The sequence below is a fragment of the Variovorax sp. Soil_C_12 genome, from assembly GCF_057657375.1.
The window spans coordinates 414,945-438,434 of sequence record NZ_JBDGIO010000001.1 but is presented as its reverse complement, the minus strand read 5'-3'; the positions used below and the strand labels follow the sequence as shown (position 1 = coordinate 438,434).

Here is a 23,490-nt window from a genome sequence, read left to right as displayed (position 1 = left end):
GGAAGGTGGTTGTCTGCCGAAGTTCTGCGTACCCGAGGGCGGCGCTGCAGATTTCCCTGCCTTCAGGCCTTGCCTTGCGCGGCCACCGCAGCGGCGGCCTTCTCGGCAGCCGCGGCATCGCCGAGGTAGTAGTGCCGCAGCGGCTTGAGCTCGTCGTCGAGCTCGTAGACCAGCGGGATGCCGTTCGGGATGTTGAGGCCGACGATGTCGTCGTCGGAGATGCCGTCCAGGTACTTGACCAGCGCGCGGATCGAATTGCCGTGCGCCGACACCACCAGCCGCCGGCCGGCGCGGATCGCCGGTGCCATCGACTCGTTCCAGAAGGGCAGCACGCGCGCCACCGTGTCCTTGAGGCACTCGGTCAGCGGCACCTGCTCCGGCGCCAGCTTGGCGTAGCGCGGATCGCCGCGCTCGCTGCGCGGGTCGTTGGGCTCGAGCGGCGGCGGCGGCACGCTGTAGCTGCGGCGCCAGATCAGCACCTGCTCGTCACCGTACTTCTTGGCCGTCTCGGCCTTGTTGAGGCCCTGCAGCCCGCCGTAGTGGCGCTCGTTGAGGCGCCACGAGTGCACCACGGGCAGCCAGGTGCGGTCGAGCTCGTCGAGCGTGTGCCACAGCGTCCGGGTGGCGCGCTTGAGCACGCTGGTGTAGGCGACATCGAAGTCGTAGCCCTCGGCCTTGAGCAGCCGGCCGGCCTGCTTGGCCTGCTCGATGCCCAGGGGGGTGAGGTCGACGTCGGTCCAACCGGTGAAGCGGTTTTCGAGATTCCAGGTCGATTCGCCATGGCGAATCAGTACCAGTTTGTGCATGGGGGAGGCCTTTGGGAACGCTTGCCAAAACCCGACATTCTAAAATCTCGCGTTTGCCCAACCGAGGAACACCGTGAAATTCATCGTCGACAACTGGATGCTGATCCTGATTGCGCTCAGCTCCGGCGGCATGCTGGCCTGGCCATTGCTGCGCGGGGCCAACTCCGGATCGCTGACGGCGCAGGGCGCGGTGCAGCTGATCAACCGCGAGCGCGCCGTGGTGGTCGATGTGCGCGAGCCGGAGGAATTCGCCGCCGGCCACATGACCGGCGCCAAGAACGTGCCGCTCAACCAGCTCGAGGAAAAGCTCGCCGCCGCGGTCAAGAACAAGACGGTGCCGCTGCTGCTGGTGTGCGCCACCGGGTCTCGGGCCCAGCGCGCGGTCGCCGTGGCCAAGAAACTCGGCTACGAGCAAGCCCAAGCCGTGGCCGGCGGGCTGAAATCCTGGAAAGAGGCTAACCTGCCGGTTGAAAAGGCCTGAACTTCCCAGACATGAGCACGATGCAAGCCGTCAAGATGTACACCACCGCCGTCTGCCCCTACTGCATTCGCGCGAAGCAAATTCTCAAAGCCAAGGGCGTCGACCATATCGAGGAAATCCGCATCGACGGCGATCCGCAGGCCCGCATCACGATGATGAACATCACCCAGCGGCGCACCGTGCCGCAGATCTTCATCGGCGACACCCATGTGGGCGGCTGCGACGACCTGATCGCGCTCGACGGCCGCGGGGCCCTGATGCCGCTGCTGCAGGGCGCCTGAGAGGCTGCGCCGCGGGGCGATAATCGCCCCTCTCCCTTCCATCCCAACGCTCCAGCCCGCCCTCGGGACACCTTTCTCCCCGGCGGGCGTTGTTTTGACCTTCGAAAGTTCAGCCATGGCCGACCAGCAAGCCCAAGACCCCGTCTTCCAGATCCAGCGCGTCTACCTGAAAGACCTGTCGCTCGAGCAGCCGAACTCGCCGGCCATCCTGCTCGAGCAGGAGCAGCCCACCGTCGACATCCAGCTGGGCGTCGATGCCCAGCCCGTGACCGACGGCATCTTCGAGATCACCGTTTCGGCCACCGTGCAGACCAAGATCCAGGACCGCACCGTGTTCCTGGTCGAGGCCAAGCAGGCCGGCATCTTCGAGATCCGCAACCTGCCCGAAGAGCAGATGGGCCCGATCCTCGGCATCGCCTGCCCGCAGATCGTCTACCCCTACCTGCGCGGCAACGTGGCCGACGTGATCCAGCGCGGCGGCTTCCCGCCGGTGCACCTGGCCGAGATCAACTTCCAGGCCATGTTCGAGCAGCAGCAGGCCCAGGCGGCCGGCCAGGCCTCGCCGATCGTCACCCAGTAAGACACCAGAGCGCATCGCGCAGCCGCCGATGAAGATCTGCGTGCTCGGCGCCGGCGCCTGGGGAACGGCGCTGGCGGTCAATGCGGCGGGCCGCCACGCGGTCAGCCTCTGGGCGCGCGACGCGGCCCAGGTGCAGGCCATGACGGCGGCGCGGGAGAACGCGCGCTACCTGCCTGGTGTCGCGCTCCCGCCTTCCCTCGTCCTGCTGAGCGGCAATGCGCTCGCAGCGGTCGCCGAGGCGGAACTGGCGATCATCGCCACCCCCATGGCAGCGCTGCGCGAGCAACTACTGCTGTTGCGCGACGCGGCGTGCCCTGTGGCCTGGCTTTGCAAGGGCGTCGAGCCCGCCCTGGCGGGCGCCGACGGCCTGCTGGCCCACGAGGTCCAGGCCCAGGTGGCGCCCGGCCTGGTGGCCGGCGTGCTCAGCGGCCCCAGCTTCGCGCAGGAGGTCGCCCAGGGCCGGCCGACCGCGCTGGTCGCCGCCAGTTCCCATGCAGATCTGCGCGACGCGCTGGTCGATGCCTTCCACGGCCCCAGCCTGCGTGTCTATGCCAACGAGGACATCGTGGGCGTCGAGGTCGGCGGCGCCGTCAAGAACGTGCTCGCCATCGCCACCGGCCTGGCCGATGGCCTGGCCCTCGGCCTCAATGCGCGCGCCGCCCTGATCACGCGCGGCCTGGCCGAGATGACGCGCCTGGGCCTGGCCCTGGGCGCGCGGGCCGACACCTTCATGGGGCTCTCGGGCCTGGGCGACCTGGTGCTCACCGCCACCGGCGATCTCTCGCGCAACCGCAAGGTCGGCTTGCTGCTGGCCCAGGGGCAAACCCTGGCGCAGGCGGTCGATTCGCTCGGCCACGTGGCCGAGGGCGTCTATTGCGCGCGCACGGTCGTGCAGCGCGCGCGCCACCTGGGCGTCGAGATGCCCATCGCCGAGAGCGTCGTGGCCCTGCTCGATGGCCGCGTGCGGCCCGCCGAGGCGGTGGCCGAATTGATGAAACGCGAGCCGGGCACAGAGACCCCCTGAAGCCCCATCGCAGCGCTCGCAGACAGACAGAACAACACGCAATGGACGACAACTTCTTCGACTTTTCTCCGGCCCGGATCGCCGAGCTGGCCGCCGCCGATGCCGCGCGCGCCCTGCGCGAGGACGCGGGCGACGGCGACCTCACCGCCGCCCTGGTGGCCGCCGGCAGCCGTGCCACGGCCCGCGTGCTGCTGCGCGAACCCGCCGTGCTGTGCGGCGCACCCTGGGCAGAGGCCGTCGTGCGGCAGCTCGACCCGCAGGCGCGCATCGCGTGGCATGGCGACGAAGGCGCGCGTTGCGCGGCCGACCAGGTGGTGCTGGAGATCGAGGGCGACGCCCGCGCACTGCTGACCGCCGAGCGCACCGCGCTGAACTTCCTGCAACTGCTGAGCGCGGTGGCGACCCGCACCGCTGGCTACGTGGAGGCCGTGCGCGGCACGCGCGCCGCCATCGTCGACACCCGCAAGACCCTGCCCGGACTGCGCTTGGCGCAGAAGTACGCGGTGCGCACGGGCGGCGGCACCAACCACCGCATCGGCCTCTACGACGCCATCCTGATCAAGGAGAACCACATCGCCGCGGCCGGTGGCGTCAGCGCCGCGCTGCGAGCCGCCGCGCAGGCAGGCCGCAGGGCGAAGTTCGTCGAGATCGAGGTCGAGACCCTGGCCCAGCTCGACGAGGCCCTGGCCCAGGGCGCCCGCATGATCCTGCTGGACAACATGGACCTGGCCACCCTGCGCGAGGCCGTGCGGCGCAACGATGCGGCCGCAGACGCCCGCGCCGTGCTCGAGATCTCGGGCGGCGTCACGCTGGACAGCGTGCGCGCCCTCGCGGAGACGGGCGTCGACCGCATCTCGGTCGGCGCACTCACCAAGGACATCAAGGCGATCGATTTCTCGATGCGTTTCCAGGAAGCCTGAGCCATGACATCAGCGGTCATCAGCGTCGACTACGAGCAGCCTGTGATGCTGCAGCCGGTTTCCGGCGCCGTCTGCGACACGCGCCATGCCTGGGCCCGCGTGCCGCCCGAGCCCACGCCGGCCGAGCGCGAGGCGCTCAAGGCGCGCATCCGCCGCCTGCTGCGCGAGCGCAATGCGGTGATGGTCTCGCACTACTACGTGCATCCCGACCTGCAGGACCTGGCCGAGGAGACCGGCGGTCTCGTCAGCGACTCGCTCGAGATGGCGCGCTTCGGCCGCGACCACGCGGCGCAGACCCTGGTCGTCTCCGGCGTGCGCTTCATGGGCGAGACGGCCAAGATCCTGTCGCCCGAGAAGCGCGTGCTGATGCCCGACCCGGACGCCACCTGCTCGCTCGACCTCGGCTGCCCGGTCGACGCCTTCAGCGCCTTCTGCGACCAGCACCCGGACCGCACCGTGGTCGTCTACGCCAACACCAGCGCCGCCGTGAAGGCGCGCGCCGACTGGCTGGTCACCTCCAGCTGCGCGCTCGACGTGGTGCGCGCCCTGCACGCGCAAGGCCGCAAGATCCTGTGGGCGCCGGACCGCCACCTGGGCGACTACATCCGGCGCGAGACCGGCGCCGACATGCTGAGCTGGGACGGCGCCTGCATCGTGCATGACGAGTTCAAGTCGCTCGAGCTGGAACTGCTGATCGAGGCCCATCCCGGCGCCAAGGTCCTGGTACACCCCGAGTCGCCGGCGTCGGTGATCGCGCTGGCCGACGCCGTGGGCTCCACCTCGGGCATCCTCGCCGCCGCCAAGAGCATGGACGCGCGCGAGTTCATCGTCGCCACCGACACCGGCCTGCTGCACAAGCTGCGCACGCTCAACCCCGGCAAGACCTTCATCGAGGCGCCCACCGCCGGCAACGGCGCCACCTGCAAGAGCTGCGCACACTGCCCGTGGATGGCGATGAACGGGCTGGCCGACCTGGCCCGCGTGCTGGAGACGGGCGAGGGCGAGGTGCATGTCGATCCGGCATTGGGCCTGCGTGCGCGCGTGCCGATCGACCGCATGCTGGCCTTCACCGCAGGGCTCAAGAAGGGCCAGCCGGCCGGCAGCCTGGTGGCCGGCATCGGCGCGGCCTGATGGTGCCCGTCTCAGCGCTCATCGACTTTTCTTCTCCCGGCGAAACAGGCGACGCGCCCCGGCTGCGGCATGCCTTCGGGGCGCCGCGCGAGATCCTGCAGGCGCGCACGGCGTCCGAGGTCCGGCCGCTGCTGGACGCCGTGCAGGCGCAGGCGCGGCAAGGGCGCTGGTGCGTGGGCTATCTGCGCTACGAGGCGGCCGGCGCTTTCGATCCGGTCTTGGTGGTGCGCGATCCCGACGGACCGCTGGCCTGGTTCGGTGTCCACGACAGGCCGCTGCCCTGGCCCGCCGACGAGGGCGATGCGGCGCAGCCGGCGCTGGCGTGGGAGGAGGCGCTGTCCCGGCGCGAGTTCGACCTGGCGCTGGGGCAACTGCACGAGGCCATCGCCGCCGGCCAGCTCTACCAGGTCAACTACACCTCGACGCTGAGCGGCCGACTCGACGGGGCTGCGGGCGCCGACCCTCACGCCGCCGCGCGCGCCCTGTTTGCGGCACTCCAGCGCGCGCAGCCCGGCGGCTACGCGGCCTTCATCGACGATGGCGAGGAGCAGGTGCTGTCGGCATCGCCCGAGCTGTTCTTCGACTGGCGTGCAGGCCGGCTGCTCGCGCGCCCCATGAAGGGCACGGCCGCGCGCGGCGCGACCGCGCAGGAGGACGCCGAGGCCGCCGCCCGGCTGCGCCATTCGGCCAAGGAGCGCGCCGAGAACGTCATGATCGTCGACCTGCTGCGCAACGACATGTCGCGCGTCGCCGAGCCCTTCTCGGTGCGCGTGCCGCGCCTTTTCCATGCCGAGGCATTGCCGACCGTCTGGCAGATGACCTCTGATGTCGAGGCACGGACGCGGGCCGGCTGCACGCTGGCCGACGTGTTCGCGGCGCTCTTTCCTTGCGGATCGGTGACCGGCGCCCCCAAGGTCAGCGCCATGCGCATGATCCGGCAGCTCGAGCCCGGGCCCCGCGGCGTCTATTGCGGCGCCGTGGGCCTGGTTCGCCCCGGCGGCGATGCCACCTTCAACGTGCCGATCCGCACCGTCACGCTGCGCGGCGGCGCGGCCCGTTGCGGCATCGGCAGCGGCATCGTCGCTGAATCGCGCTCCGATGGCGAATGGCAGGAATGGCAGCACAAGCGCGCCTTCCTGGATCGCGCCAGCGCGCCCTTCGAACTGCTGGAGACGCTCGCGCTGGAAGACGGGCGGCTGCGCGACGCCCCGGCCCACCTGGCGCGTATGGCGGCCGCGGCGGCGCACTTCGGCTACCCCTGGCTGGAGCAGGCTGCGGCGCAGCGCCTGGAAAAACTGCGCCAGGCGCACCCGCTGGGCCACTGGCGCGTGCGTCTTCTGCTCGACCACAGCGGCCGCGTGCAAGCGCAGGCCCACGCGCAGGACGCCGCGCCGCCGCGCGTGCGCCTGCAACTGGCCGACCGGGCCTTCGGCGCCTCAGGCAGCGAGTTCGTGCGCTTCAAGACCACCCGCCGCGCGCACTACGAGGCCTTCGCGCCCACGCGCGAAGGCGTGTTCGACACCCTGCTGTGGAACGCGCGCGGCGAGCTGACGGAATGCACGCGCGGCAACGTGGCCTTGCGCATCGATGGCCGGTGGGTGACGCCGCCGCTGGCCTGCGGCCTGCTGGGCGGCATCGGGCGCGAGCGCTGGCTGCGCGAAGGCCGGCTCGCGGAGTCGGTGGTGCGTCTGCAGGATCTGCCGCGGGTGGAAGCGCTGGCTTTCGTGAACAGCCTGCGGGGCTGGATCGACGCGGAGCTCGACGCGCCGCCGATCGCCTGAGCCGGCGACGCCTGCTGTTCTGCCCTCGGGCCTCAGGCGCCGAGCTCGAGCAGGCACGCGTCGCCCAGCGCATCGCGCCAGACGCGCACCCGCGAAGGCGGCGGCTGCAGGTCGGCCAGCGCACGGGAGATGAACAGGCAGAGGTTCTCCAGCGTCGGGATGCCCAGGCCCGGTACGTCGTCGAGCAAATGATGGTCGAGCTGCGCGCGCACTGCCTGCAGGCGTTCGCGCAGCAGGCCGAGGTCGATGACCATGCCGGTGGCGGGATCGAGCGGGCCGCGGACCGAGACCTCCGCATGGTAGGTATGGCCGTGGATGCGGCGGCTGCCTTCGGACTCGATCTCGCGCCGCAGCGTGTGGGCGGCGTCGAAGAAGAAGCGTTGGCTGAGGGTGAGTTGCTGTGTGGGCATCGGATACAGGTGGGGGCGCTGCGCGCCGCCCCGGGGGTGAGCTTCAGCGGATGCCGGTCAGCTTGTGAGTTTGCAGGCTCAGCCGCCAGCCGGGCCGGCGCATGCAGGTGTCGATGCACAGCGCCGTGTGCTCGGACTGGGCCGGGCCGTCCATCGGCTGCAGGAAGCGGTGTGCAAACTGCCCTTGCGCCTCCAGTGCGTCGAGTTCGAGGCCGGGCTGCGGCCAGACGACCTTGAGCTCCTGCCCGCTGCGCTGGACCCAGGGCGCGCCGGCCTTCGGGCTGATGCACAGCCAGTCGATGCCCTCGGGCGCGGCGATGGTGCCGTTGCTCTCCACCGCGATCCGGAAGCGGCGCGCGTGCAGCGCGGCGATCAGGTCGGCGTCCACCTGCAGCAGCGGCTCGCCGCCGGTGAGCACCACCAGCCGGTGCTCGGCGTCCCCGGCCGGCCACTGCGCGGCGATGATGTCGGCGAGCGACCCGGCGCTCGCGAACTTGCCGCCCAGCGTGCCGTCCGTGCCCACGAAATCGGTGTCGCAGAAGCGGCAGACGGCGCTGTCGCGGTCCTGCTCGCGGCCGCTCCACAGGTTGCAGCCGGCAAAGCGGCAGAACACGGCGGGCATGCCGGCCTGCCCGCCTTCGCCTTGCAGGGTGTAGAAGATTTCCTTGACGCTGTAGCTCATCCGGAAGTCAGGCGTCGATTTCCAGGTTGTCGATCAGCCGCGTCTTGCCGAGCCGGGCCGCCGCGAGCGCCACCAATGGCTCGCCGGCCGCCGGTGCCTGCAGGTCGGCGCGGCGGCGCAGCACCATGTAGTCGGGTTGCCAGCCACGCGCTTCCAGCGCACGCATCGCACGCGCCTCGATCGCCGCGAGATCGCGCTCGCCCGAGCGCACCGCATCGGCCATGGCGCGCAAGGCCTTCGACAGCTGCACGGCCTCGGCCCGTTCCGCTTCGCCCAGGTAGCCGTTGCGCGAGGACAGCGCCAGGCCGTCCTCCGCGCGCCGCGTCTCGCTGCCGACGATCTCGATGGGCAGCGCGAACTGCCGCACCATGTGGCGGATCGTCATGAGCTGCTGGTAGTCCTTCTTGCCGAACATCGCAAAGCGCGGCTGCACGCAGCCGAAGAGCTTCATCACCACGGTGCACACGCCGACGAAGAAGCCGGGCCGGAAATGACCTTCGAGGATGTCGGCGAGCGCCGGATCGGGATGCACCTTGCAGGTCTGAGGCTCGGGGTAGAGCGTCTTCTCGTCGGGCGCGAACAGCAGGTCGCAGCCCACCGAGCGCAGCTTCTCGCAGTCGCTGTCCCAGGTGCGCGGGTAGGTGTCGAAGTCCTCGTGCGGCAGGAACTGCAGGCGGTTGACGAAGATGCTGGCCACCGTGACGTCGCCCAGCGGCTTGGCCTGCTGCACGAGCGCCAGGTGGCCTTCATGCAGGTTGCCCATCGTGGGGACGAAGGCGGGGCGGCTGTAGCGCCCGAGGAATTCGCGCAGTTCGGGAAGGGTGCGTGCGATGTGCATGGGAGGTTCCTACCAGGCGTGGAGCCGGTCGTCGGGAAAGCTGCCGTCCTTCACCGCGCGCACATAGGCCTCGATGGCCGGCGCGATGCCGTCGGCGCCTTGCATGAAGTTGCGCACGAACTTCGCCATCTTGCCGAGGTTCATGCCCAGCATGTCGTGCAGCACCAGCACCTGGCCGGCGGTGCCGCGGCCGGCACCGATGCCGATGGTGGCGCAATGCTCCAGCTCGCCGGTGAGCTGCGCCGCCAGCGCGGCCGGCACCATCTCCAGCACCAGCATCGCCGCGCCCGCATCCTGCAAGGCGTGGGCCTCGCGCTTGAGCCGGGCCGCGGCCTCGTCGCCCTTGCCCTGCACGCGGTAGCCGCCCAGCGCGTGCACCGTTTGCGGCGTGAGGCCCAGGTGAGCGCAGACCGGAATGCCGCGCTCGACCAGGAAGCGTACGGTGTCGGTGGTCCAGCCGCCGCCTTCCAGCTTGACCATGTGGGCGCCGGCTTGCATCAGCACCGAGGCGCTGCGCAGCGCTTGCTCGCGCGACTCGTGGTAGCTGCCGAAGGGCAGGTCGGCGATCAGCCAGGCCGTGCCCTGCACGCGGTGCAGTCCGCGGAACACGCTCTCGGTGTGGTAGCGCATGGTTTCCAGCGTCACGCCCACCGTGCTGTGCAGGCCCTGGCAGACCATGCCGAGCGAATCGCCGACCAGGATGCATTCGACGCCGGCCGCGTCGGCCATCGCGGCGAAGGTGGCGTCGTAGGCGGTCAGCATGGTGATCTTCTCGCCGCGCGCGTGCATGTCGGCCAGGCGCGGCAGGCTCAGCGGCTTGCGCTGGGCGGGCGCCGAGGCGGGCGGCAGGGTGCCGTAGGGCGTGGCCGCGTTGGCGGCAGGCGTGGATGGCATGGTCGGGCTTCTCCGTTATCGGCCGTAGGCCGGGTCGGGGGGTAGGACGCGGCAAGGCGCCGCGCGAGCGCGCTCAGGCGGGAAGGGCTTCGCCCGAGGCGGCCTGCACCGGGATATGCGCGCGCTCTTCCTTGATGCGGTTGGCTTCGTCCATGAACACCAGCTTCGGCTGGTGGCCGCGCACCTGGTCTTCCGGGACCAGCCCGAAGGCCGCGATGATGACCAGGTCGCCCACCGAAGCCCGGCGCGCGGCCGAGCCGTTGAGCGAGATGATGCCGCTGCCGCGCTGGCCGCGGATCGCGTAGGTCACGAAGCGCTCGCCGTTGTTGATGTTCCAGACGTGGATCTGCTCGTTCTCGGCCAGGTTGGCGGCTTCCAGCAGGTCTTCGTCGATGGCGCAGGAGCCCTCGTAGTGCAGTTCGCAATCGGTAACGGTTGCGCGATGGATCTTGGACTTGAGCAGGGTACGGAACATGGGGGATGAGGAGAAGAGGTGGGTGGGGAGGATCCCGCAGATGGCCAGGAGGCGGGGGGGTGGCGGGCAATGGCGGGAAAAAGCGACGAATGCTAGTGGAGAACCATTCAAAGAAAAATTCCGGCCAGGAACTTTGCGCTCGCCTGTGAAGCCGCCAGCTCAGCCTGCCGGAGGCACCAGGATGGTCGCCGCCGCGGGCGCGGCGAGCGAAGGGTAGTCGCGGCTGAAGTGCAGCCCGCGGCTCTCGCGCCGCGCCTGCGCCGAACGCACGATGAGCTCGGCCACCTGCACCAGGTTGCGCAGCTCGAGCAGGTCGCGCGTGACGTGGAAATGGGCGTAGAACTCCTGGATCTCGCGCTCCAGCAGCGCGATGCGGTGGGCCGCGCGCTCCAGCCGCTTGTTGGTGCGCACGATGCCCACGTAGTCCCACATGAAGCGGCGCAGCTCGTCCCAGTTGTGCGAGATGACCACCGTCTCGTCGGCGTCGGTGACGCGGCTGTCGTCCCAGGCCGGCAGCGCGGCATCGGCACGGGCCGGCGCTTCGGCGATCGCGCGCGCCGCGGCGCGCGCGAACACCATGCATTCCAGCAGCGAGTTGCTGGCCAGCCGGTTGGCGCCGTGCAGCCCGGTGCAGGCGGTCTCGCCGATGGCGTGCAGGCCCGGTACGTCGGTGCGGCCCGCGAGGTCGGTGAGCACGCCGCCGCAGGTGTAGTGTGCCGCCGGCACCACCGGGATCGGATCGTGCGTGATGTCGATGCCCAGCTCCGCGCAGCGCGCCAGGATGTTGGGGAAATGCTCGTGCAGGAAGGCCGGGCTCTGGTGCGAGATGTCCAGGTGGACGCAGTCCAGCCCGTGCTTCTTCATCTCGAAGTCGATGGCGCGCGCCACCACGTCGCGCGGGGCGAGCTCGGCGCGCTCGTCGTGAGCGGCCATGAAGCGGGTGCCCCCCGCCGAATCGGGCAGCTTGAGCAGGCCGCCTTCGCCCCGTACCGCCTCGCTGATCAGGAAGGACTTGGCATGCGGGTGGTACAGGCAGGTCGGATGGAACTGGATGAACTCCATGTTCGCCACCCGGCAGCCCGCGCGCCAGGCCGCGGCGATGCCGTCGCCGGTGGCCGTGTCGGGGTTGGTGGTGTAGAGGTAGACCTTGCCGGCGCCGCCGGTGGCCAGGATCGTGTGGGGCGCGCGGAAGGTGAGCACCTCGTCGGTGGCCTCGTCGAGCGCATAGAGGCCCAGGCAGGCCGGGTCCTTCAGGCCCAGCTTGTTGCCGGTGATCAGGTCCACCAGCGTGTGCTGCTCGAACAGCGTGACGTTGGGCGTGCGGCGCACGGTGTCGATCAGCGTGCGCTGCACGGCGGCGCCGGTGGCATCGGTGACATGGGCGATGCGGCGCTGGCTGTGGCCGCCCTCGCGCGTGAGATGCAGCTCGCCGTTTTCGAGCGAGAAGGGCACGCCGAGCTTGCGCAGCCAGGCGATCGCCTCGGGCGCATGCTCCACGACGAAGCGGGTGGCCGCCAGGTCGCAGAGGCCGGCACCGGCGACCAGCGTGTCGTCCACATGGGACTGCAGGCTGTCGTCCTCGCCGAGCACCGCGGCGATCCCGCCCTGCGCCCACTGGCTGGCGCCGTCGGCCAGCGCCCGCTTGGTGATCACCGCCACGCGGTGCGTGGGCGCGAGGTGCAGCGCGGCGCTGAGGCCGGCGAGCCCGCTGCCGACGATGAGAACGTCGAAATCGTGGGATGCCATGGGAGAGCGGAAGGTGGCGAACTCAGGCCGGCGCGTAGGCCAGCCGGACGTAGATGGGCGCGAAGGCCTCGGCCTGCGTGATGTCGATCAGCGTCTCTTTCGCCAGCTCGAGCATCGCGATGAAGGTGACGATCAACACCGGCGTGCCGCGGCTGACGTCGAACAGCTTCTCGAACTCGACGAACTGCCGGCCTTGCAGGTGGCGCAGCACGATGCTCATGTGCTCGCGCACGCTGAGCTCCTCGCGCGAGATCTTGTGGTGCTGCACGAGCTTGGCGCGGCGCAGGATGTCGGCCCAGGCGTCGCGCAGGTCGACCACGTTCACGTCGGGAAAGCGCGGCTTGAGCGATTGCTCGATGTAGACCTGCGCCTTCCAGAAATCGCGCCCGGCCTGCGGCATGGCGCTGAGCGAGGCGGCCTGCAGCTTGGCCTGTTCGTATTCGAGCAGGCGGCGCACCAGCTCGGCGCGCGGATCCTCGACCTCATCGCCCTCGGCCGTCTTCTTGGGCGGCAGGAGCATGCGCGACTTGATCTCGATCAACATCGCCGCCATCAGCAGGTACTCGGCCGCCAGCTCGAGATTGGTCTGGCGCACCTGGTCGACATAGGCCAGGTACTGGCGCGTCAGCCCCGCCATCGGGATGTCGAGGATGTTGAAGTTCTGCTTGCGGATCAGGTAGAGCAGCAGGTCCAGCGGCCCTTCGAAGGCCTCGAGAAAGACCTGCAGCGCCTCGGGCGGGATGTAGAGGTCGTTCGGCAGCGCGAACAGCGGCTCGCCGTAGAGCCGGGCCAGCGCGACCTGGTCGATCACCTCGGGCATGGCGGCGATCGGCCGCGCGTCCTCGTCCACGACGATCTCGGGCCCGGCGGCGCTGGCTTCCTCGCTCGCGCTCGCATCCCGGTGGGTTGCAACGGGCCGGATGGGCACTTACTTGACGCGCGTCTGGTAGACGTAGGGCTGCTGCGGCACCCGGGCTTCCCGGTACTCCTCGAGCGCGCCGCGGTCGAGATGCTTGTCCCACAGCAGGGCGCGGCCGGCGCGCTGCTCGGCTTCGAGCGTTGGCTTCTTCTGCTTCATCTCCTCGATGAAGCCGGTGATTTCCGAGGTGTAGTGGGGGCGGGCGAAGATGGACATGGCGTTTGGACCGGTGGACCGTTGGTGGCGAATTTTACCGGGGCCGAATCCCCGAAGGCCGGGCACGGGTGGATTCCTTCTTGTTGAGGCCGGAGCCTGGGGTCGCGTGGCTGCTCCGGCGAGGGCTCGGCCGTTGTCGGCCATCACGATCGCATCGGGCTCAACGACAGCCCGCCGATGAAGTCCTGGAACGCCTCGCATCCCCCGCGGGGCTGCGGCATGGATGCGCTCAAATCGACCGGCGGTGGCGGCTTGTTGTACTGCTTTGCGCAAAACTGAACGCATAGACTCGACCCCTGTTTGAACTGAAGGGGGTCGAATGGTGCAACGACGAATCGGGCGCAGGAGCGCGGTGGCCGCCTTGCTGGCCGCCGGGCTCTGGCTGGCGGGCTGCGATCCGAAGCGCATCAGCGAGCTGGAAGAGGGCGTCTCGACCGAAGCCGACGTGCGCGCGCGCTTCGGCGAGCCCGAGAACATCTGGGACTCGCCCGCCGGCCGCGTGTTCGAATACAACCGCCAGCCGCAGGGCCAGAAGAACTACATGATCACCATCGGGCCCGATGGCAAGATGGCCGCGCTGCGGCAGGTGCTGACACCCGCGAATTTCGCCAAGGTGCAGCCGGGCATGGCAATGGAAGACCTGCGCAAGCTGCTGGGCAAGCCGGCGCGGCGCACGCCCTATCCGCTCAAGAACGAGACCGCCTGGGAATGGCGCTGGGTACAGCCGCCGAACTCGCCGATGGTGTTCATCGCCACGTTGAACGACGATCAGCGGGTGGTGAGTGCGGGCTCCTCGCCCGATCGCAGCACCGAGGCGAACGCCAACTAATCGGCCGCTGCGGGCGCGCCCGTCCGCAGCTCTTCCACGAAGCCCGAGCGCTCCATCACCTCGAGCGGCTGCGCCTGCACCGACTCGAAGCGCAGCACGCCGCCACGCGCCAGCACCGCCCTGTGCACCTGGCGCAGGGCGTCCAGCCCGGTGGCGTCGAGCGAGATCAGGTGCATCGCATCGAGCACCACCGTCATGCCGCGCGGCGCCCGCTCGATGGCCTGCACCGTCGGGTCCAGCTTGGCGGCGGCGCCGAAGAAGAGGGCGCCGTAGAGCTTGAAGGTCAGCTCCGGCGGTTGCAGCGAGACCATTTCGATGCTGAAGAGCTGGCTCATGCGGCGCACGAACAGCGCACACGCCAGCACGATGCCCGCCTGCACCGCCACCGTGAGGTCGAACACCACAGTGAGGAAGAAGGTGCCCAGCATCAGCAGCCGGTAGTGGCGGCTGAAGCGGCGCAGCATGTAGGGCGAGAACTCGCGCCACTCGCCCATGTTCCAGCCCACGAAGACCAGGATGCCGGCCAGCACCGCCAGCGGCACATGCTGCGCGAGCGGTGCGGCCAGCAGCACCACCACCAGCAGCGTGATGGCGTGCACCATGCCCGCGACGGGCGAGTTTGCGCCGGCGCGCACATTGGTCACGGTGCGCGCGATGGTGCCGGTGGCCGGCATGCCGCCGAAGAAAGGCGTGACCAGGTTGGCGACGCCCTGCGCCATCAGCTCCTGGTTCGGATCGTGGCGCGGCTGGCCGCTGGCCTGGTCGGCCACGCGCGCGCACAGCAGCGACTCGATCGCGCCGAGCAGCGCGATGGTGAGGGTGGGCGTCACCAGCTGCTTGACCGTCTCCCAAGAAAACTCGGGCAGGGCAAAGCTCGCCACACCTTCGGGAATGCCGCCGAAGCGCGTGCCGATGGTTTCCACCGGCAGGTTGAAGCCCCAGGACACCAGCGTGAGCGTGACCAGCGCGACGATCGGCCCCGGCACGCGGGAGCCGGCGCGCACTGCGCGCAGCTCGGCCATCCTCCCCAGCACCAGATGCACCGCATAGCCGAAGCGCGTCTTGTCATGCAGCAGCTTCGGCCACACGAAGAGGCCGGCGAGGCAGGCCAGGCCGAGCCCGAAGGCATAGGGGTTGAAGGTGTCGAGGTGGAGGGCCAGCGTGTGCAGCTGCGAGAACATGTCGGCCGGCATCTTCGGAATCGCCAGGCCCAGCCAGTCCTTGATCTGGGAGATCAGGATCAGCATGGCGATGCCGTTGGTGAAGCCGATCACGATCGACACCGGCACATAGCGCACCAGGCTGCCGAGCCGGAACAGCCCCATCAGGAACAGCAGGACGCCGGCGCAGGCGGTGGCGATCAGCAGGTTGGCCACGCCGTAGCGCTCGACGATGCCGTAGACGATCACGATGAAGGCGCCGGCCGGCCCGCCGATCTGCACCGCGGAGCCGCCCAGGGCGGAGATCAGGAAGCCGGCGATGATCGCGGTCCAGATGCCGGCCTCGGGCTTGAGCCCGGAGGCGATCGCGAAGGCCATCGCCAGCGGCAGCGCGACGATGCCCACCGTGACCCCGGCGCCGAGGTCCTTGAGAAAGCGCTGTCTGTCGTAGCCCGCCAGCGCGTCGATCAATCGGGGGCGGAAGCGTGCGATCGGCAGGGGCGAACTCATGGCGCTATTGTGGACGCGCCTTCCAGTGGCCTGTTGTCGGAGGCGAGCCGGTCATTTGTCGTCGCCGGGCAGCACCGCATCGGCCGCGGCGCCCACCGCCTTGCCTGTGATGCGCGCAGTGCCGATCGCCGCATCGGCCGCCAGGCCCACGGCACCGGCGGTGACGCTCACCGCGGTGCCGGCAACCGTGACCACGGCGCAGCCGCTCAGCGGCAGGGCCAGGACGAGGGCGAGGGCGGCGGCCAGGGCGGTGCGTTTCATCATCGATGGATCCCGAATAGTGGCGGCGCGTCAGCGTACCCGCATCCCGGGCTTGGCGCCAGGCCCGGGCTCGAGCACGTAGATGCCGGGTTCGGCCTTCTCGTCGGCATGGCTGGCAGCCAGCACCATGCCTTCGGAAACGCCGAACTTCATCTTTCGCGGCGCCAGGTTGGCGACCAGCACGGTGAGCTTGCCCACCAGTTGCTCGGGTTCATAGGCCGAGGCAATGCCGGAGAACACGTTGCGCGTGCGGCCCTCGCCGGCGTCCAGCGTCAGGTGCAGCAGCTTGGTGGAGCCCTCGACCTTCTGGCAGGCCACGATCTGCGCGATGCGCAGGTCGATCTTGGCGAAGTCGTCGATGGTGATCGTGGGCGCGATGCCTTCGCCGCCCGGAAGGGCGGTGGCAGCGGCGGCTTCGGGCGCGGGCTCTGGCGGTTCGAACAGCTGGTCGATCTGCTTGACATCGACGCGCTGCATCAGGTGCCTGTACTCGGCGATCGCATGGCCTTCGCCGAGCAGCCGCGCCGCATCGGCGAACACCAGCGGCTCGCTGCGCAGGAAGCCCTCGACCTGCGCCGCCAGCGCGGGCAGCACCGGCTTCAGGTAGATGGTCATCAGGCGGAAGGCCTCGATGCAGGTGGTGCACACGTCGTGCAGGCGCGCCTCCATGTCGGCCTGCTTGGCCAGCTCCCAGGGTTTGTTCTGGTCCACGTACTCGTTGACCTTGTCGGCCAGCGCCATGATCTCGCGCAAGGCACGCGCGAAGTCGCGCCCGTCGTACAGCGCGGCCAGCGGCCGTGCCGCTTCCTGCAGCGTCGCCAGCAGCGTCGCACCATCGGCGCTCACGATGCCCAGCTTGCCGCCGAAGCGCTTGGCGATGAAGCCGGCCGCCCGGCTCGCGATGTTGATGTACTTGCCGATCAGGTCGGCGTTCACGCGGGCGATGAAGTCGTCGGGGTTGAAGTCGACGTCTTCCACCTTGGCATTGAGCTTGGCGGCGATGTAGTAGCGCAGCCACTCGGGGTTCATGCCGATCGAGAGGTACTTGAGCGGGTCGATGCCGGTGCCGCGGCTCTTGCTCATCTTCTCGCCCGAGACGGTGATGAAGCCGTGCACGTTCACCTGGCTGGGCGTCTTGCGCTCGCTGAACTGCAGCATCGCGGGCCAGAACAGCGTGTGGAAGTAGACGATGTCCTTGCCGATGAAGTGCACCTGCTCCACCGCGGGGTCGGCCACGAACTCGTCGAAGCTTTGCCGGGTCTGCGACGGCGCGTGCCAGTGCTGCGCGGCCTGGCCCTTGTCGAAATGATTCTTCAGGCTGGCGAGATAGCCGATGGGCGCGTCCAGCCAGACGTAGAAGTACTTGCCCGGCGCGTCCGGGATCTCGATGCCGAAGTACGGCGCCTCGCGCGAGATGTCCCAGTCGGCCATCCCGGCCTCGAACCATTCGCTGGCCTTCTTCGCCATCTCGGGCTGCAGCTTGCCGTCCTGCGTCCAGCCCTTGAGGAAGTCGACCACCTTCGGGTCGGAGAGCTTGAAGAAGAAGTGCTCGGAGCTGCGCAGCTCGGGCGCCGCGCCCGTCAGCGTGGAGTAGGGGCTGATCAGCTCGGTGGGCGCGTACACGCTGCTGCACACCTCGCAGGAGTCGCCGTACTGGTCCTTGGCGTGGCACACCGGGCATTCGCCCTTGATGTAGCGGTCGGGCAGGAACATGCCCTTGACCGGGTCGTAGAACTGCTCGATGGTGCGCGTGGCGATCATGCCGCCCGCCTTGAGCCGCTTGTAGATGCCCTGGGCCAGCTCGGTGTTCTCGGCGCTGTCGGTCGAATGCCAGTTGTCGAAGCGGATGTGGAAGCCGTCGAGGTATTCCTTGCGGCCGGCCGCAATCTCGCCGACGAATTCCTGCGGTGTCTTGCCGGCCTTCTCGGCCGCGATCATGATCGGCGCGCCGTGCGCGTCGTCGGCCCCCACGAAATGCACCATGTGGCCCTGCATGCGCTGGAACCGCACCCAGATGTCGGCCTGGATGTATTCCATGATGTGGCCGACGTGGAACTTGCCGTTGGCATACGGCAGGGCGGTGGTGACGAAGAGCTTGCGCTGGGACATCGAGGGGCGCTTTCTGGGGGATCGGAACGAAAGCCGCGGCCGTGCGGCCGGCGGGGAGGGGCATTTTAGGCGGCGCCCGGCGCTTACACTTTGGCCCCCCTTTCGAGTCGCTGCCATGACCTCCGCCCTGCCGATCCTGTCCGCCATCGAAACCCGCGTGCTCGGCGTGCTCGCCGAGAAACAGCGCACCGTGCCCGACAGCTACCCGCTGACGCTCAACACCCTGGTGGCCGGCTGCAACCAGAAGACCAGCCGCAACCCGCTGATGGAGCTGTCCGAGACCGATGCCCAGGCTGCGCTGGACAGCCTCAAGGGCTACAGCCTGGTCATGGAGTCGAGCGGCGGGCGCGTCTCGCGCTACGAGCACAACGTCGAACGCGTGCTGCGCGTGCCCTCCCAGTCCACCATCCTGCTGACCGTGCTGATGCTGCGCGGCCCGCAGACCGCCGGCGAGCTGCGCATCGCCAGCGAGCGCATGCACAACTTCGCCGACATCTCCTCGGTCGAGGCCTTCCTCGACGAGCTGGCCGAGCGGCCCGCCGGCGCGCTGGTCGTGAAGCTGGGTCGGCTGCCGGGGGCGCGCGAGAACCGCTGGATGCACCTGCTCTCCGGCCCGCCGTCGGAGCAGATGCTGGAGGCGGCGGCAGCGCCGGCGGGCCGCGGCGGCGATGCGTCGCTCGGCGAGGTGGCGGCCCTGAAGCTCAACGTCGCCCGGCTCGAGGCCGAGGTCGCGGCCCTCAAGGCGCTGACTGCCCGCATCTGTTCGGAGCTGGGCATCGCGGACCAGGCCTGAAGCCCCGCGCATGAAGCACGCGGTCTTCTTCCGCAACCTCAATCTGGGCCGACCGCGCTGCCCCACCCGGGTGCAGTTCGAAGCCGCCTTCCTGGGGGCCGGCGCCGAGTCGGCCGCCTCCTTCCTGACCAACGGCACGCTGGTCTTCGAGGCGCGCAACAAGACCCTGGCGCGCAAGGTGCTGGCCCAGGCCTCGCAGACGATGGCGGCCGAATGCGGCCTGCGCGAGCCGGGCTTCCTGCGCAGCGTCGATCGGTTGGCAGGGCTGGTCGCCCTCGACCCCTTCGCGCGCGTGGATCGGGAGAGCGTCTACGAGGTCTGCATCACCTTTCTGGACGCGAAGCATCCGGCACTGCCAGCGCTGCCGTTGGTCTCCAAGCGCGAGGACGTCGAACTGCTGAGCGCCACCGAGGACGAGGTCTTCAGCATCTCCCGCGTGGTCGGCAACACGCCGGGCAGCCCCAATGCTTTGCTGGAAAGGCTGCTGGAGACGCCGGCGAGCACGCGGGCCTGGAACACGGTGGTGCGGCTGGTCGACAAGCACGCCTGAAGCCGGCGCTTCGCTCAGCCGTCACTGGCCTCCGAAGCCAGCGCCTGCTCGACCACCTCGCGCGTCAGCGTCGGCGCGAAGGACTCGATGAAGGCATGCACATAGCCGCGCAGGTAGCTGCCGCGGCGCACCGCCAGCTTGGTGTGGTTGATGCCGAACAGCGGCCCGGCGTCGAGCGCGCGCAGCTGGGTGTCGCGCTCGGCCTCGTAGGCGATGCCGGCCACGATGCCCACGCCCATGCCCAGCTGCACGTAGGTCTTGATCACGTCGGCATCCATCGCGGTCAGCACGATGTGGGGCGCCAGGCCCTGCGACTCGAAGGCGTGGTCGATCCGGTTGCGGCCGGTGAAGCCGTTGTCGTAGGTGATCAGCGGATGCCGCGCGAGCGCCTCCAGCGTGAGCGGGCCGTCGAGCAGCGCATGCCCCGGCGGCACGATCACCGAATGCGTCCAGCGGTAGCAGGGCAGGGCCACCAGCTGGGCATAGTCGGCCAGCGCCTCGGTCGCGATGCCGACATCGGCATCGCCGTCCAGCAGCATCTGGGCGATCTGCTTGGGCGAGCCCTGGTGCAGGTGCAGCTTGACCTCGGGGAAGCGGCCGCGGAACTCCTGCACTGCCACCGGCAGCGCGTAGCGCGCCTGCGAATGCGTGGCCGCCACCGACAGCAGGCCGCTCTGCCGCGCGACGAATTCCTGGCCCGCCTGCCGCAGGTTGCTGCTCTCCAGCAGCATGCGTTCGATGATCGGCAACACATGGCCGCCGGGCTCGGTGAGCCCCGTGAGGCGCTTGCCGGCGCGCACGAAGAGCTCGATGCCCAGCTCTTCCTCGAGCTCGCGGATCTGCCGGCTCACGCCGGGCTGGGAGGTGTGGAGGGTGTGGGCGACCTCGGTGAGGTTGAATCCGCGGCGCACGGCTTCGCGCACCGAGCGCAGTTGTTGAAAATTCATGATGCTGCAACGGGAGTCGGCGCCCGAGAGGGCGTGGCGGGCCATTGTCACCAGCGGTATCGGATCGAGGAACGACCGAATTGTTGATTCCAAATAATCAACTCATCTTTGGAATCTTCATCAGTCCTCTTCAGCCTTGCGCGGAGAAGCCCAGGTCGAAGGTCCCGCGCACGTCCAGCGGCTGCTTGATGAGCCCGACCTGGCGGTAGAAGTCCGCCGTGCCCTGCTGGTCGGCGATCACCTTCGCATCGATGGGTACCCACTTCTGCTGGCGCCGCTCGAACTGCAGCTTCGCGGCATCGGGCGGGATGCCGATGATGCGGGCCAGCGTGGCCGAGAAGGCATCGACGTTTCGATAGGACCAGCGCTGCGCACGCACCACGCGCTGCAGGAAGTCCTGCAGCAGCGGCCGCTTGGCGGCGATGGCCGCGTCGGTGGCGGCGAGGTAGCTCAGGCCTGGCAGCAGGCCGCGGCCGCTGGCCAGCACGCGCGCGTGGCCGCTGGTCTCGGCCAGCGCGGTGTACGGTTCCCAGGTGGCCCAGGCATCGACCGAGCCCTGCGTCAGCGCGAGCTTGGCGTCGGCCGGCGCGAGGAAGCGCAGGTTCACGTCCTCGGGCTGGAGGCCGGCCGCGGTGATGGCCTTGAGCGTGATGTAGTGGCCGATCGAGCCACGGTTGGTGGCCACGCTCCTGCCCTTGAGATCGGCCGCGCTCTTCAGCGGCGAATCGGTGCGCACCAGCACGGCCGTGCCGTAGGAGTCGGAGCGGTTGGCGCCGATGGCCTTGACCTTGGTACCCGCGGCCAGCGCGAAGACCAGGGGCGCGTCGCCGATCGGGCCCGAGTCCACGGCCTGCGCATTGAGCGCCTCGGCCAGCGGCGCCGCGGCGGGGAACTCGGACCACTGGATGTCGTAGCCGAGGCCTTCGAGGCCGCCGGCCGCTTCGAGCAGCGCGCGCAGGCCGCCCTTCTGGTCGCCGGCCTTGAGCACGGGGCGCGACTGGGCGCGCAGCGCAGCGGCCGGCAGTGCCAGGCTCGCGGCACCGGCGAAGGCACCTGCGGCGAAGCGGCGACGCGAAAGCGCAGAAAAGTCGTTGGTCATGCGTGAAGTCCCTAGAGAAGAAGCTCGGGCTCGGCCTCGACCAGCCCTTCGTAGAGGCTCTCGAAGGCATGCAGCGCGCCCTCGGGCCCACCGATCTGGCCGAGGGTGTGGCGCGCGACGGCTTCGTCGATCGGCTGCGGCTGGCCGGCCGCCTCGGCGAGCAGCTGCGTGTGGCAGGCGTTGTCGAGCGCGATGTACCACCAGGCCGCGGCCTCGACCGTGGGGCCGGCGCTCAGGATGCCGTGGTTCTTGAGGATCGCACCCTTGCGATCGCCCAGCGCCCTGGCGATGCGCAGGCCCTCGCTCTCGTCCACCACCATCCCGGTGAAGTCGTCGAAGAGGGCGTGGTCTTCGTGGAACACGCAGCTGTCCTGCGTGAGCGTGTCGAGCTTGCGGCCGAGCGTGGACCAGGCCTTGCCGTAGGTCGAGTGCGTGTGCGCGGCGGCGATGATCTTCGGGTTGTATTCGTGGATCGCCGCGTGGATCGCGAAGGCCGCCTTGTTGAGCGGCCGCTCGCCGATCACGGTCTCGCCCCTGGCGTTGACCAGCAGCAGGTCCGAGACCTTGATGCGCGAGAAGTGCACGCCCAGCGGGTTGACCCAGAAGTGGTCCGTCAGCTCGGGGTCGCGTGCCGTGATGTGGCCCGCGAGCCCCTGCGCGAAGCCGAAGCGTGCGAACAGGCGGAAGGCGCCCGCCAGGCGCTCCTGGCGGTGGCGGCGCTCGGCCTCGATGCTGGTGCGCGGCGCGGGTGGGTCGAACCAGTATTTCTGCTGGGGATTCGGATTCAGCGGCAGCCGGGTATGCGGCGGCCGGTCGAGGGTGAGGACGGCACTCATTGGGATACCTTCGCCTTCGGCTGCGGTGCGAGCGCCTTCGGGCGGCCGGGCGGCACTCATGCGTTGTTTCTTCCTGGCACGGGGATGCATCGAAGGGATCAGGCGGCCTTGCGTTGCGCGGCGATCCGCTGCGTCACCAGCTCGCGCGTGCGCGGAATCAGCTCGCGGCCGTAATCGATCGCGTCCTCCAGCGGATCGAAGCCGCGGATCAGGAAGGTGGTCACGCCGAGCGCGTGGTAGTCCAGCAGCGCCTCGGCCACCTGTTCGGGCGTGCCCACCAGCGCCGTGCTGTTGGAGCGCCCGCCGGTCTCCTGCGCGATCGCGGTCCACAGTCGCTTGTCGAGGCGCGTGCCTTGCTCGGCCGCGGCCAGCAGGCGCCGCGCGCCTTCGCTCTGCAGCGGGCCGCCGCGGCTGTAGCCCTGCACCACGCGCAGGCGGCGGGTCTCGACCAGGATCGCGTCGGCGCGCGCCCAGGCCTTCTCTTCAGTGTCGGCCAGGATGGGGCGGAAGGAGACCGAGAAGCGCACGCTGCGGCCGTGCTTCGCCGCCTCCGCGCGCACGCGGCCGGTGAGCTCGCGCGCCTGGTCCAGCGACTCGCCCCACAGCGCATAGACATCGGCGTGCTTGCCGGCCACCGGGATCGCAGCCGCCGAGGCGCCGCCGAAATACACCGGCACGTGCGGCCGCCCGTTCTGTGTCTGCAGCGGCTTCACCTCCGAGAAGGCGCCCTGGAAACGGTAGTGCGCGCCCTCGTGGTCGAAAGGCTTGTCGTGGGTCCAGACCTTGCGCAGCACGTCCAGGTATTCGTCGGTGCGTGCATAGCGCTGGTCGTGGTCCAGCCAGTCGCCGTCGCGCTTCTGCTCATCGTCGGAGCCCCCCGAGATGTAGTGCACGGCCAGGCGCCCGCCGCTGAACTGGTCGAGCGAGGCGAACTGGCGTGCCGCCAGCGTGGGCGCCACGAAGCCGGGGCGGTGCGCCAGCATGAAGTGGATGCGCTCGGTGACGGAGGCCGCGTAGGCCACGGTCAGCGTGGCGTCGGGGCTCACCGAGTGGTGCGGCACCAGCACGCGGTCGAAGCCGGCCGCCTCGTGCGCCTGCGCGAAGGCGCGCACGTAGTCGCGGTCGATCGCGGGGCCGCGCGCGGGATGGATCTCCGAGACCTTCTGGGCCTGGATCATGCCGATGAATTCGATGTCGCTGTCGCTCATGGAG

Annotated in this window: 26 protein-coding genes; 10 read left to right on the top strand and 16 right to left on the bottom strand. The window is 69.6% G+C overall.

Features of this window, described 5'->3' with window-relative positions:
* Positions 1 to 62 precede the first annotated feature (62 nt).
* Positions 63 to 806, bottom strand: coding sequence for a 2,3-diphosphoglycerate-dependent phosphoglycerate mutase (gene gpmA / locus AC3A6X_RS02230; protein ID WP_487840627.1), 744 nt, complete (start codon positions 804 to 806; stop codon positions 63 to 65).
* A 73-nt stretch (positions 807 to 879) separates the two neighbouring features.
* Here gpmA and AC3A6X_RS02225 point away from each other — a divergent pair, with 73 nt between their 5' ends.
* The 7 genes from AC3A6X_RS02225 to pabB all read left to right on the top strand — a co-directional run bounded on the left by AC3A6X_RS02225 (position 880) and on the right by pabB (position 7,004).
* Positions 880 to 1,287: a rhodanese-like domain-containing protein gene (locus AC3A6X_RS02225; protein ID WP_487840626.1), complete on the top strand. Its 408-nt coding sequence runs from the start codon at positions 880 to 882 to the stop codon at positions 1,285 to 1,287.
* A gap of 20 nt (positions 1,288 to 1,307) precedes the next feature.
* Entirely contained in the window at positions 1,308 to 1,568 is a 261-nt protein-coding gene (grxC, locus tag AC3A6X_RS02220; protein WP_309966204.1) for a glutaredoxin 3, read from the top strand.
* A gap of 115 nt (positions 1,569 to 1,683) precedes the next feature.
* Complete coding sequence (gene secB, locus AC3A6X_RS02215; RefSeq protein ID WP_106556529.1) at positions 1,684 to 2,148, top strand: protein-export chaperone SecB; 465 nt, start codon at positions 1,684 to 1,686, stop codon at positions 2,146 to 2,148.
* Between the two features lie 28 nt (positions 2,149 to 2,176).
* Positions 2,177 to 3,172: an NAD(P)H-dependent glycerol-3-phosphate dehydrogenase gene (locus AC3A6X_RS02210; protein WP_487840625.1), complete on the top strand. Its 996-nt coding sequence runs from the start codon at positions 2,177 to 2,179 to the stop codon at positions 3,170 to 3,172.
* Positions 3,173 to 3,213: 41 nt separating this feature from the next.
* Positions 3,214 to 4,092 (top strand): carboxylating nicotinate-nucleotide diphosphorylase, encoded by an 879-nt coding sequence (gene nadC, locus AC3A6X_RS02205; protein WP_487840624.1) that lies wholly within the window; start codon positions 3,214 to 3,216, stop codon positions 4,090 to 4,092.
* Between the two features lie 3 nt (positions 4,093 to 4,095).
* Positions 4,096 to 5,223: a quinolinate synthase NadA gene (gene nadA, locus AC3A6X_RS02200; RefSeq protein ID WP_487840623.1), complete on the top strand. Its 1,128-nt coding sequence runs from the start codon at positions 4,096 to 4,098 to the stop codon at positions 5,221 to 5,223.
* A complete protein-coding gene (pabB, locus tag AC3A6X_RS02195) occupies positions 5,223 to 7,004 on the top strand; it encodes an aminodeoxychorismate synthase component I (protein WP_487840622.1) in 1,782 nt (593 codons plus the stop codon). Before nadA ends, pabB begins: the two co-directional genes overlap by 1 nt.
* A 32-nt stretch (positions 7,005 to 7,036) precedes the next feature.
* Here pabB and AC3A6X_RS02190 read toward each other — a convergent pair whose 3' ends face one another.
* The 8 genes from AC3A6X_RS02190 to AC3A6X_RS02155 form a co-directional block, all read right to left on the bottom strand.
* Positions 7,037 to 7,414 carry a 6-carboxytetrahydropterin synthase gene (locus AC3A6X_RS02190; RefSeq protein ID WP_487840621.1) on the bottom strand — a complete coding sequence of 126 codons (378 nt, stop codon included), beginning with the start codon at positions 7,412 to 7,414 and terminating at the stop codon, positions 7,037 to 7,039.
* A gap of 43 nt (positions 7,415 to 7,457) precedes the next feature.
* Positions 7,458 to 8,096, bottom strand: coding sequence for a 7-carboxy-7-deazaguanine synthase (gene queE, locus AC3A6X_RS02185; RefSeq protein WP_487840620.1), 639 nt, complete (start codon positions 8,094 to 8,096; stop codon positions 7,458 to 7,460).
* A gap of 7 nt (positions 8,097 to 8,103) precedes the next feature.
* Positions 8,104 to 8,934 carry a pantoate--beta-alanine ligase gene (gene panC / locus AC3A6X_RS02180; RefSeq protein ID WP_487840619.1) on the bottom strand — a complete coding sequence of 277 codons (831 nt, stop codon included), beginning with the start codon at positions 8,932 to 8,934 and terminating at the stop codon, positions 8,104 to 8,106.
* A gap of 9 nt (positions 8,935 to 8,943) precedes the next feature.
* Entirely contained in the window at positions 8,944 to 9,828 is an 885-nt protein-coding gene (gene panB, locus AC3A6X_RS02175) for a 3-methyl-2-oxobutanoate hydroxymethyltransferase (RefSeq protein ID WP_487840618.1), read from the bottom strand.
* Between the two features lie 73 nt (positions 9,829 to 9,901).
* Positions 9,902 to 10,303, bottom strand: coding sequence for an aspartate 1-decarboxylase (gene panD, locus AC3A6X_RS02170; protein WP_487840617.1), 402 nt, complete (start codon positions 10,301 to 10,303; stop codon positions 9,902 to 9,904).
* Between the two features lie 159 nt (positions 10,304 to 10,462).
* Positions 10,463 to 12,049 carry an L-aspartate oxidase gene (gene nadB / locus AC3A6X_RS02165; RefSeq protein WP_487840616.1) on the bottom strand — a complete coding sequence of 529 codons (1,587 nt, stop codon included), beginning with the start codon at positions 12,047 to 12,049 and terminating at the stop codon, positions 10,463 to 10,465.
* A 22-nt stretch (positions 12,050 to 12,071) separates the two neighbouring features.
* Positions 12,072 to 12,869 (bottom strand): segregation and condensation protein A, encoded by a 798-nt coding sequence (locus tag AC3A6X_RS02160; RefSeq protein WP_309966208.1) that lies wholly within the window; start codon positions 12,867 to 12,869, stop codon positions 12,072 to 12,074.
* Between the two features lie 108 nt (positions 12,870 to 12,977).
* Positions 12,978 to 13,184, bottom strand: a complete 207-nt coding sequence (locus AC3A6X_RS02155; protein ID WP_309965298.1) for a DUF3460 family protein — start codon at positions 13,182 to 13,184, stop codon at positions 12,978 to 12,980.
* A gap of 319 nt (positions 13,185 to 13,503) precedes the next feature.
* Between AC3A6X_RS02155 and AC3A6X_RS02150 the strand changes: the two genes are divergently transcribed.
* Positions 13,504 to 14,013 carry an outer membrane protein assembly factor BamE gene (locus tag AC3A6X_RS02150; RefSeq protein WP_487840615.1) on the top strand — a complete coding sequence of 170 codons (510 nt, stop codon included), beginning with the start codon at positions 13,504 to 13,506 and terminating at the stop codon, positions 14,011 to 14,013.
* On the opposite strand, the gene AC3A6X_RS02145 is transcribed toward AC3A6X_RS02150, so the two are convergent.
* From AC3A6X_RS02145 to metG, 3 genes are read right to left on the bottom strand one after another with little or no spacing between them, the layout of a single operon-like run.
* Positions 14,010 to 15,683 carry a SulP family inorganic anion transporter gene (locus AC3A6X_RS02145; protein ID WP_487840614.1) on the bottom strand — a complete coding sequence of 558 codons (1,674 nt, stop codon included), beginning with the start codon at positions 15,681 to 15,683 and terminating at the stop codon, positions 14,010 to 14,012. The genes AC3A6X_RS02150 and AC3A6X_RS02145 overlap by 4 nt on opposite strands.
* 51 nt (positions 15,684 to 15,734) lie before the next feature.
* Positions 15,735 to 15,947, bottom strand: a complete 213-nt coding sequence (locus AC3A6X_RS02140; protein WP_487840613.1) for a hypothetical protein — start codon at positions 15,945 to 15,947, stop codon at positions 15,735 to 15,737.
* Positions 15,948 to 15,974: 27 nt separating this feature from the next.
* A complete protein-coding gene (metG, locus tag AC3A6X_RS02135) occupies positions 15,975 to 18,053 on the bottom strand; it encodes a methionine--tRNA ligase (RefSeq protein ID WP_487840612.1) in 2,079 nt (692 codons plus the stop codon).
* A 115-nt stretch (positions 18,054 to 18,168) separates the two neighbouring features.
* Between metG and AC3A6X_RS02130 the strand changes: the two genes are divergently transcribed.
* Both AC3A6X_RS02130 and AC3A6X_RS02125 read left to right on the top strand, forming a co-directional pair.
* Positions 18,169 to 18,846: a YceH family protein gene (locus AC3A6X_RS02130; RefSeq protein ID WP_487840611.1), complete on the top strand. Its 678-nt coding sequence runs from the start codon at positions 18,169 to 18,171 to the stop codon at positions 18,844 to 18,846.
* 10 nt (positions 18,847 to 18,856) lie between these two features.
* A complete protein-coding gene (locus AC3A6X_RS02125) occupies positions 18,857 to 19,396 on the top strand; it encodes a DUF1697 domain-containing protein (protein WP_487840610.1) in 540 nt (179 codons plus the stop codon).
* A gap of 14 nt (positions 19,397 to 19,410) precedes the next feature.
* Here the strand turns inward: AC3A6X_RS02125 and AC3A6X_RS02120 are convergent, their stop codons facing one another.
* The 4 genes from AC3A6X_RS02120 to AC3A6X_RS02105 form a co-directional block, all read right to left on the bottom strand.
* Entirely contained in the window at positions 19,411 to 20,343 is a 933-nt protein-coding gene (locus AC3A6X_RS02120) for a CysB family HTH-type transcriptional regulator (RefSeq protein WP_487840609.1), read from the bottom strand.
* 130 nt (positions 20,344 to 20,473) lie between these two features.
* Positions 20,474 to 21,442, bottom strand: a complete 969-nt coding sequence (locus AC3A6X_RS02115) for an ABC transporter substrate-binding protein (protein WP_487840608.1) — start codon at positions 21,440 to 21,442, stop codon at positions 20,474 to 20,476.
* A gap of 11 nt (positions 21,443 to 21,453) precedes the next feature.
* Positions 21,454 to 22,278, bottom strand: a complete 825-nt coding sequence (locus AC3A6X_RS02110; protein WP_487840607.1) for a class II aldolase/adducin family protein — start codon at positions 22,276 to 22,278, stop codon at positions 21,454 to 21,456.
* Between the two features lie 98 nt (positions 22,279 to 22,376).
* A complete protein-coding gene (locus AC3A6X_RS02105) occupies positions 22,377 to 23,486 on the bottom strand; it encodes an LLM class flavin-dependent oxidoreductase (protein ID WP_487840606.1) in 1,110 nt (369 codons plus the stop codon).
* Between the last annotated feature and the right edge of the window lie 4 nt (positions 23,487 to 23,490).

Excerpts from the sequence above, each read along its gene's own strand:
- gpmA (WP_487840627.1), bottom strand. The coding sequence starts at position 806 with ATGCACAAACTGGTACTGATTCGCCATGGCGAATCGACCTGGAATCTC.
- grxC (WP_309966204.1), top strand. The coding sequence starts at position 1,308 with ATGCAAGCCGTCAAGATGTACACCACCGCCGTCTGCCCCTACTGCATT.
- secB (WP_106556529.1), top strand. The coding sequence starts at position 1,684 with ATGGCCGACCAGCAAGCCCAAGACCCCGTCTTCCAGATCCAGCGCGTC.
- AC3A6X_RS02210 (WP_487840625.1), top strand. The coding sequence starts at position 2,177 with ATGAAGATCTGCGTGCTCGGCGCCGGCGCCTGGGGAACGGCGCTGGCG.
- nadC (WP_487840624.1), top strand. The coding sequence starts at position 3,214 with ATGGACGACAACTTCTTCGACTTTTCTCCGGCCCGGATCGCCGAGCTG.
- nadA (WP_487840623.1), top strand. The coding sequence starts at position 4,096 with ATGACATCAGCGGTCATCAGCGTCGACTACGAGCAGCCTGTGATGCTG.
- pabB (WP_487840622.1), top strand. The coding sequence starts at position 5,223 with ATGGTGCCCGTCTCAGCGCTCATCGACTTTTCTTCTCCCGGCGAAACA.
- AC3A6X_RS02190 (WP_487840621.1), bottom strand. The coding sequence starts at position 7,414 with ATGCCCACACAGCAACTCACCCTCAGCCAACGCTTCTTCTTCGACGCC.
- queE (WP_487840620.1), bottom strand. The coding sequence starts at position 8,096 with ATGAGCTACAGCGTCAAGGAAATCTTCTACACCCTGCAAGGCGAAGGC.
- panC (WP_487840619.1), bottom strand. The coding sequence starts at position 8,934 with ATGCACATCGCACGCACCCTTCCCGAACTGCGCGAATTCCTCGGGCGC.
- panB (WP_487840618.1), bottom strand. The coding sequence starts at position 9,828 with ATGCCATCCACGCCTGCCGCCAACGCGGCCACGCCCTACGGCACCCTG.
- panD (WP_487840617.1), bottom strand. The coding sequence starts at position 10,303 with ATGTTCCGTACCCTGCTCAAGTCCAAGATCCATCGCGCAACCGTTACC.
- nadB (WP_487840616.1), bottom strand. The coding sequence starts at position 12,049 with ATGGCATCCCACGATTTCGACGTTCTCATCGTCGGCAGCGGGCTCGCC.
- AC3A6X_RS02160 (WP_309966208.1), bottom strand. The coding sequence starts at position 12,869 with ATGCCCGAGGTGATCGACCAGGTCGCGCTGGCCCGGCTCTACGGCGAG.
- AC3A6X_RS02155 (WP_309965298.1), bottom strand. The coding sequence starts at position 13,184 with ATGTCCATCTTCGCCCGCCCCCACTACACCTCGGAAATCACCGGCTTC.
- AC3A6X_RS02150 (WP_487840615.1), top strand. The coding sequence starts at position 13,504 with ATGGTGCAACGACGAATCGGGCGCAGGAGCGCGGTGGCCGCCTTGCTG.
- AC3A6X_RS02145 (WP_487840614.1), bottom strand. The coding sequence starts at position 15,683 with ATGAGTTCGCCCCTGCCGATCGCACGCTTCCGCCCCCGATTGATCGAC.
- AC3A6X_RS02140 (WP_487840613.1), bottom strand. The coding sequence starts at position 15,947 with ATGATGAAACGCACCGCCCTGGCCGCCGCCCTCGCCCTCGTCCTGGCC.
- metG (WP_487840612.1), bottom strand. The coding sequence starts at position 18,053 with ATGTCCCAGCGCAAGCTCTTCGTCACCACCGCCCTGCCGTATGCCAAC.
- AC3A6X_RS02130 (WP_487840611.1), top strand. The coding sequence starts at position 18,169 with ATGACCTCCGCCCTGCCGATCCTGTCCGCCATCGAAACCCGCGTGCTC.
- AC3A6X_RS02125 (WP_487840610.1), top strand. The coding sequence starts at position 18,857 with ATGAAGCACGCGGTCTTCTTCCGCAACCTCAATCTGGGCCGACCGCGC.
- AC3A6X_RS02120 (WP_487840609.1), bottom strand. The coding sequence starts at position 20,343 with ATGAATTTTCAACAACTGCGCTCGGTGCGCGAAGCCGTGCGCCGCGGA.
- AC3A6X_RS02115 (WP_487840608.1), bottom strand. The coding sequence starts at position 21,442 with ATGACCAACGACTTTTCTGCGCTTTCGCGTCGCCGCTTCGCCGCAGGT.
- AC3A6X_RS02110 (WP_487840607.1), bottom strand. The coding sequence starts at position 22,278 with ATGAGTGCCGTCCTCACCCTCGACCGGCCGCCGCATACCCGGCTGCCG.
- AC3A6X_RS02105 (WP_487840606.1), bottom strand. The coding sequence starts at position 23,486 with ATGAGCGACAGCGACATCGAATTCATCGGCATGATCCAGGCCCAGAAG.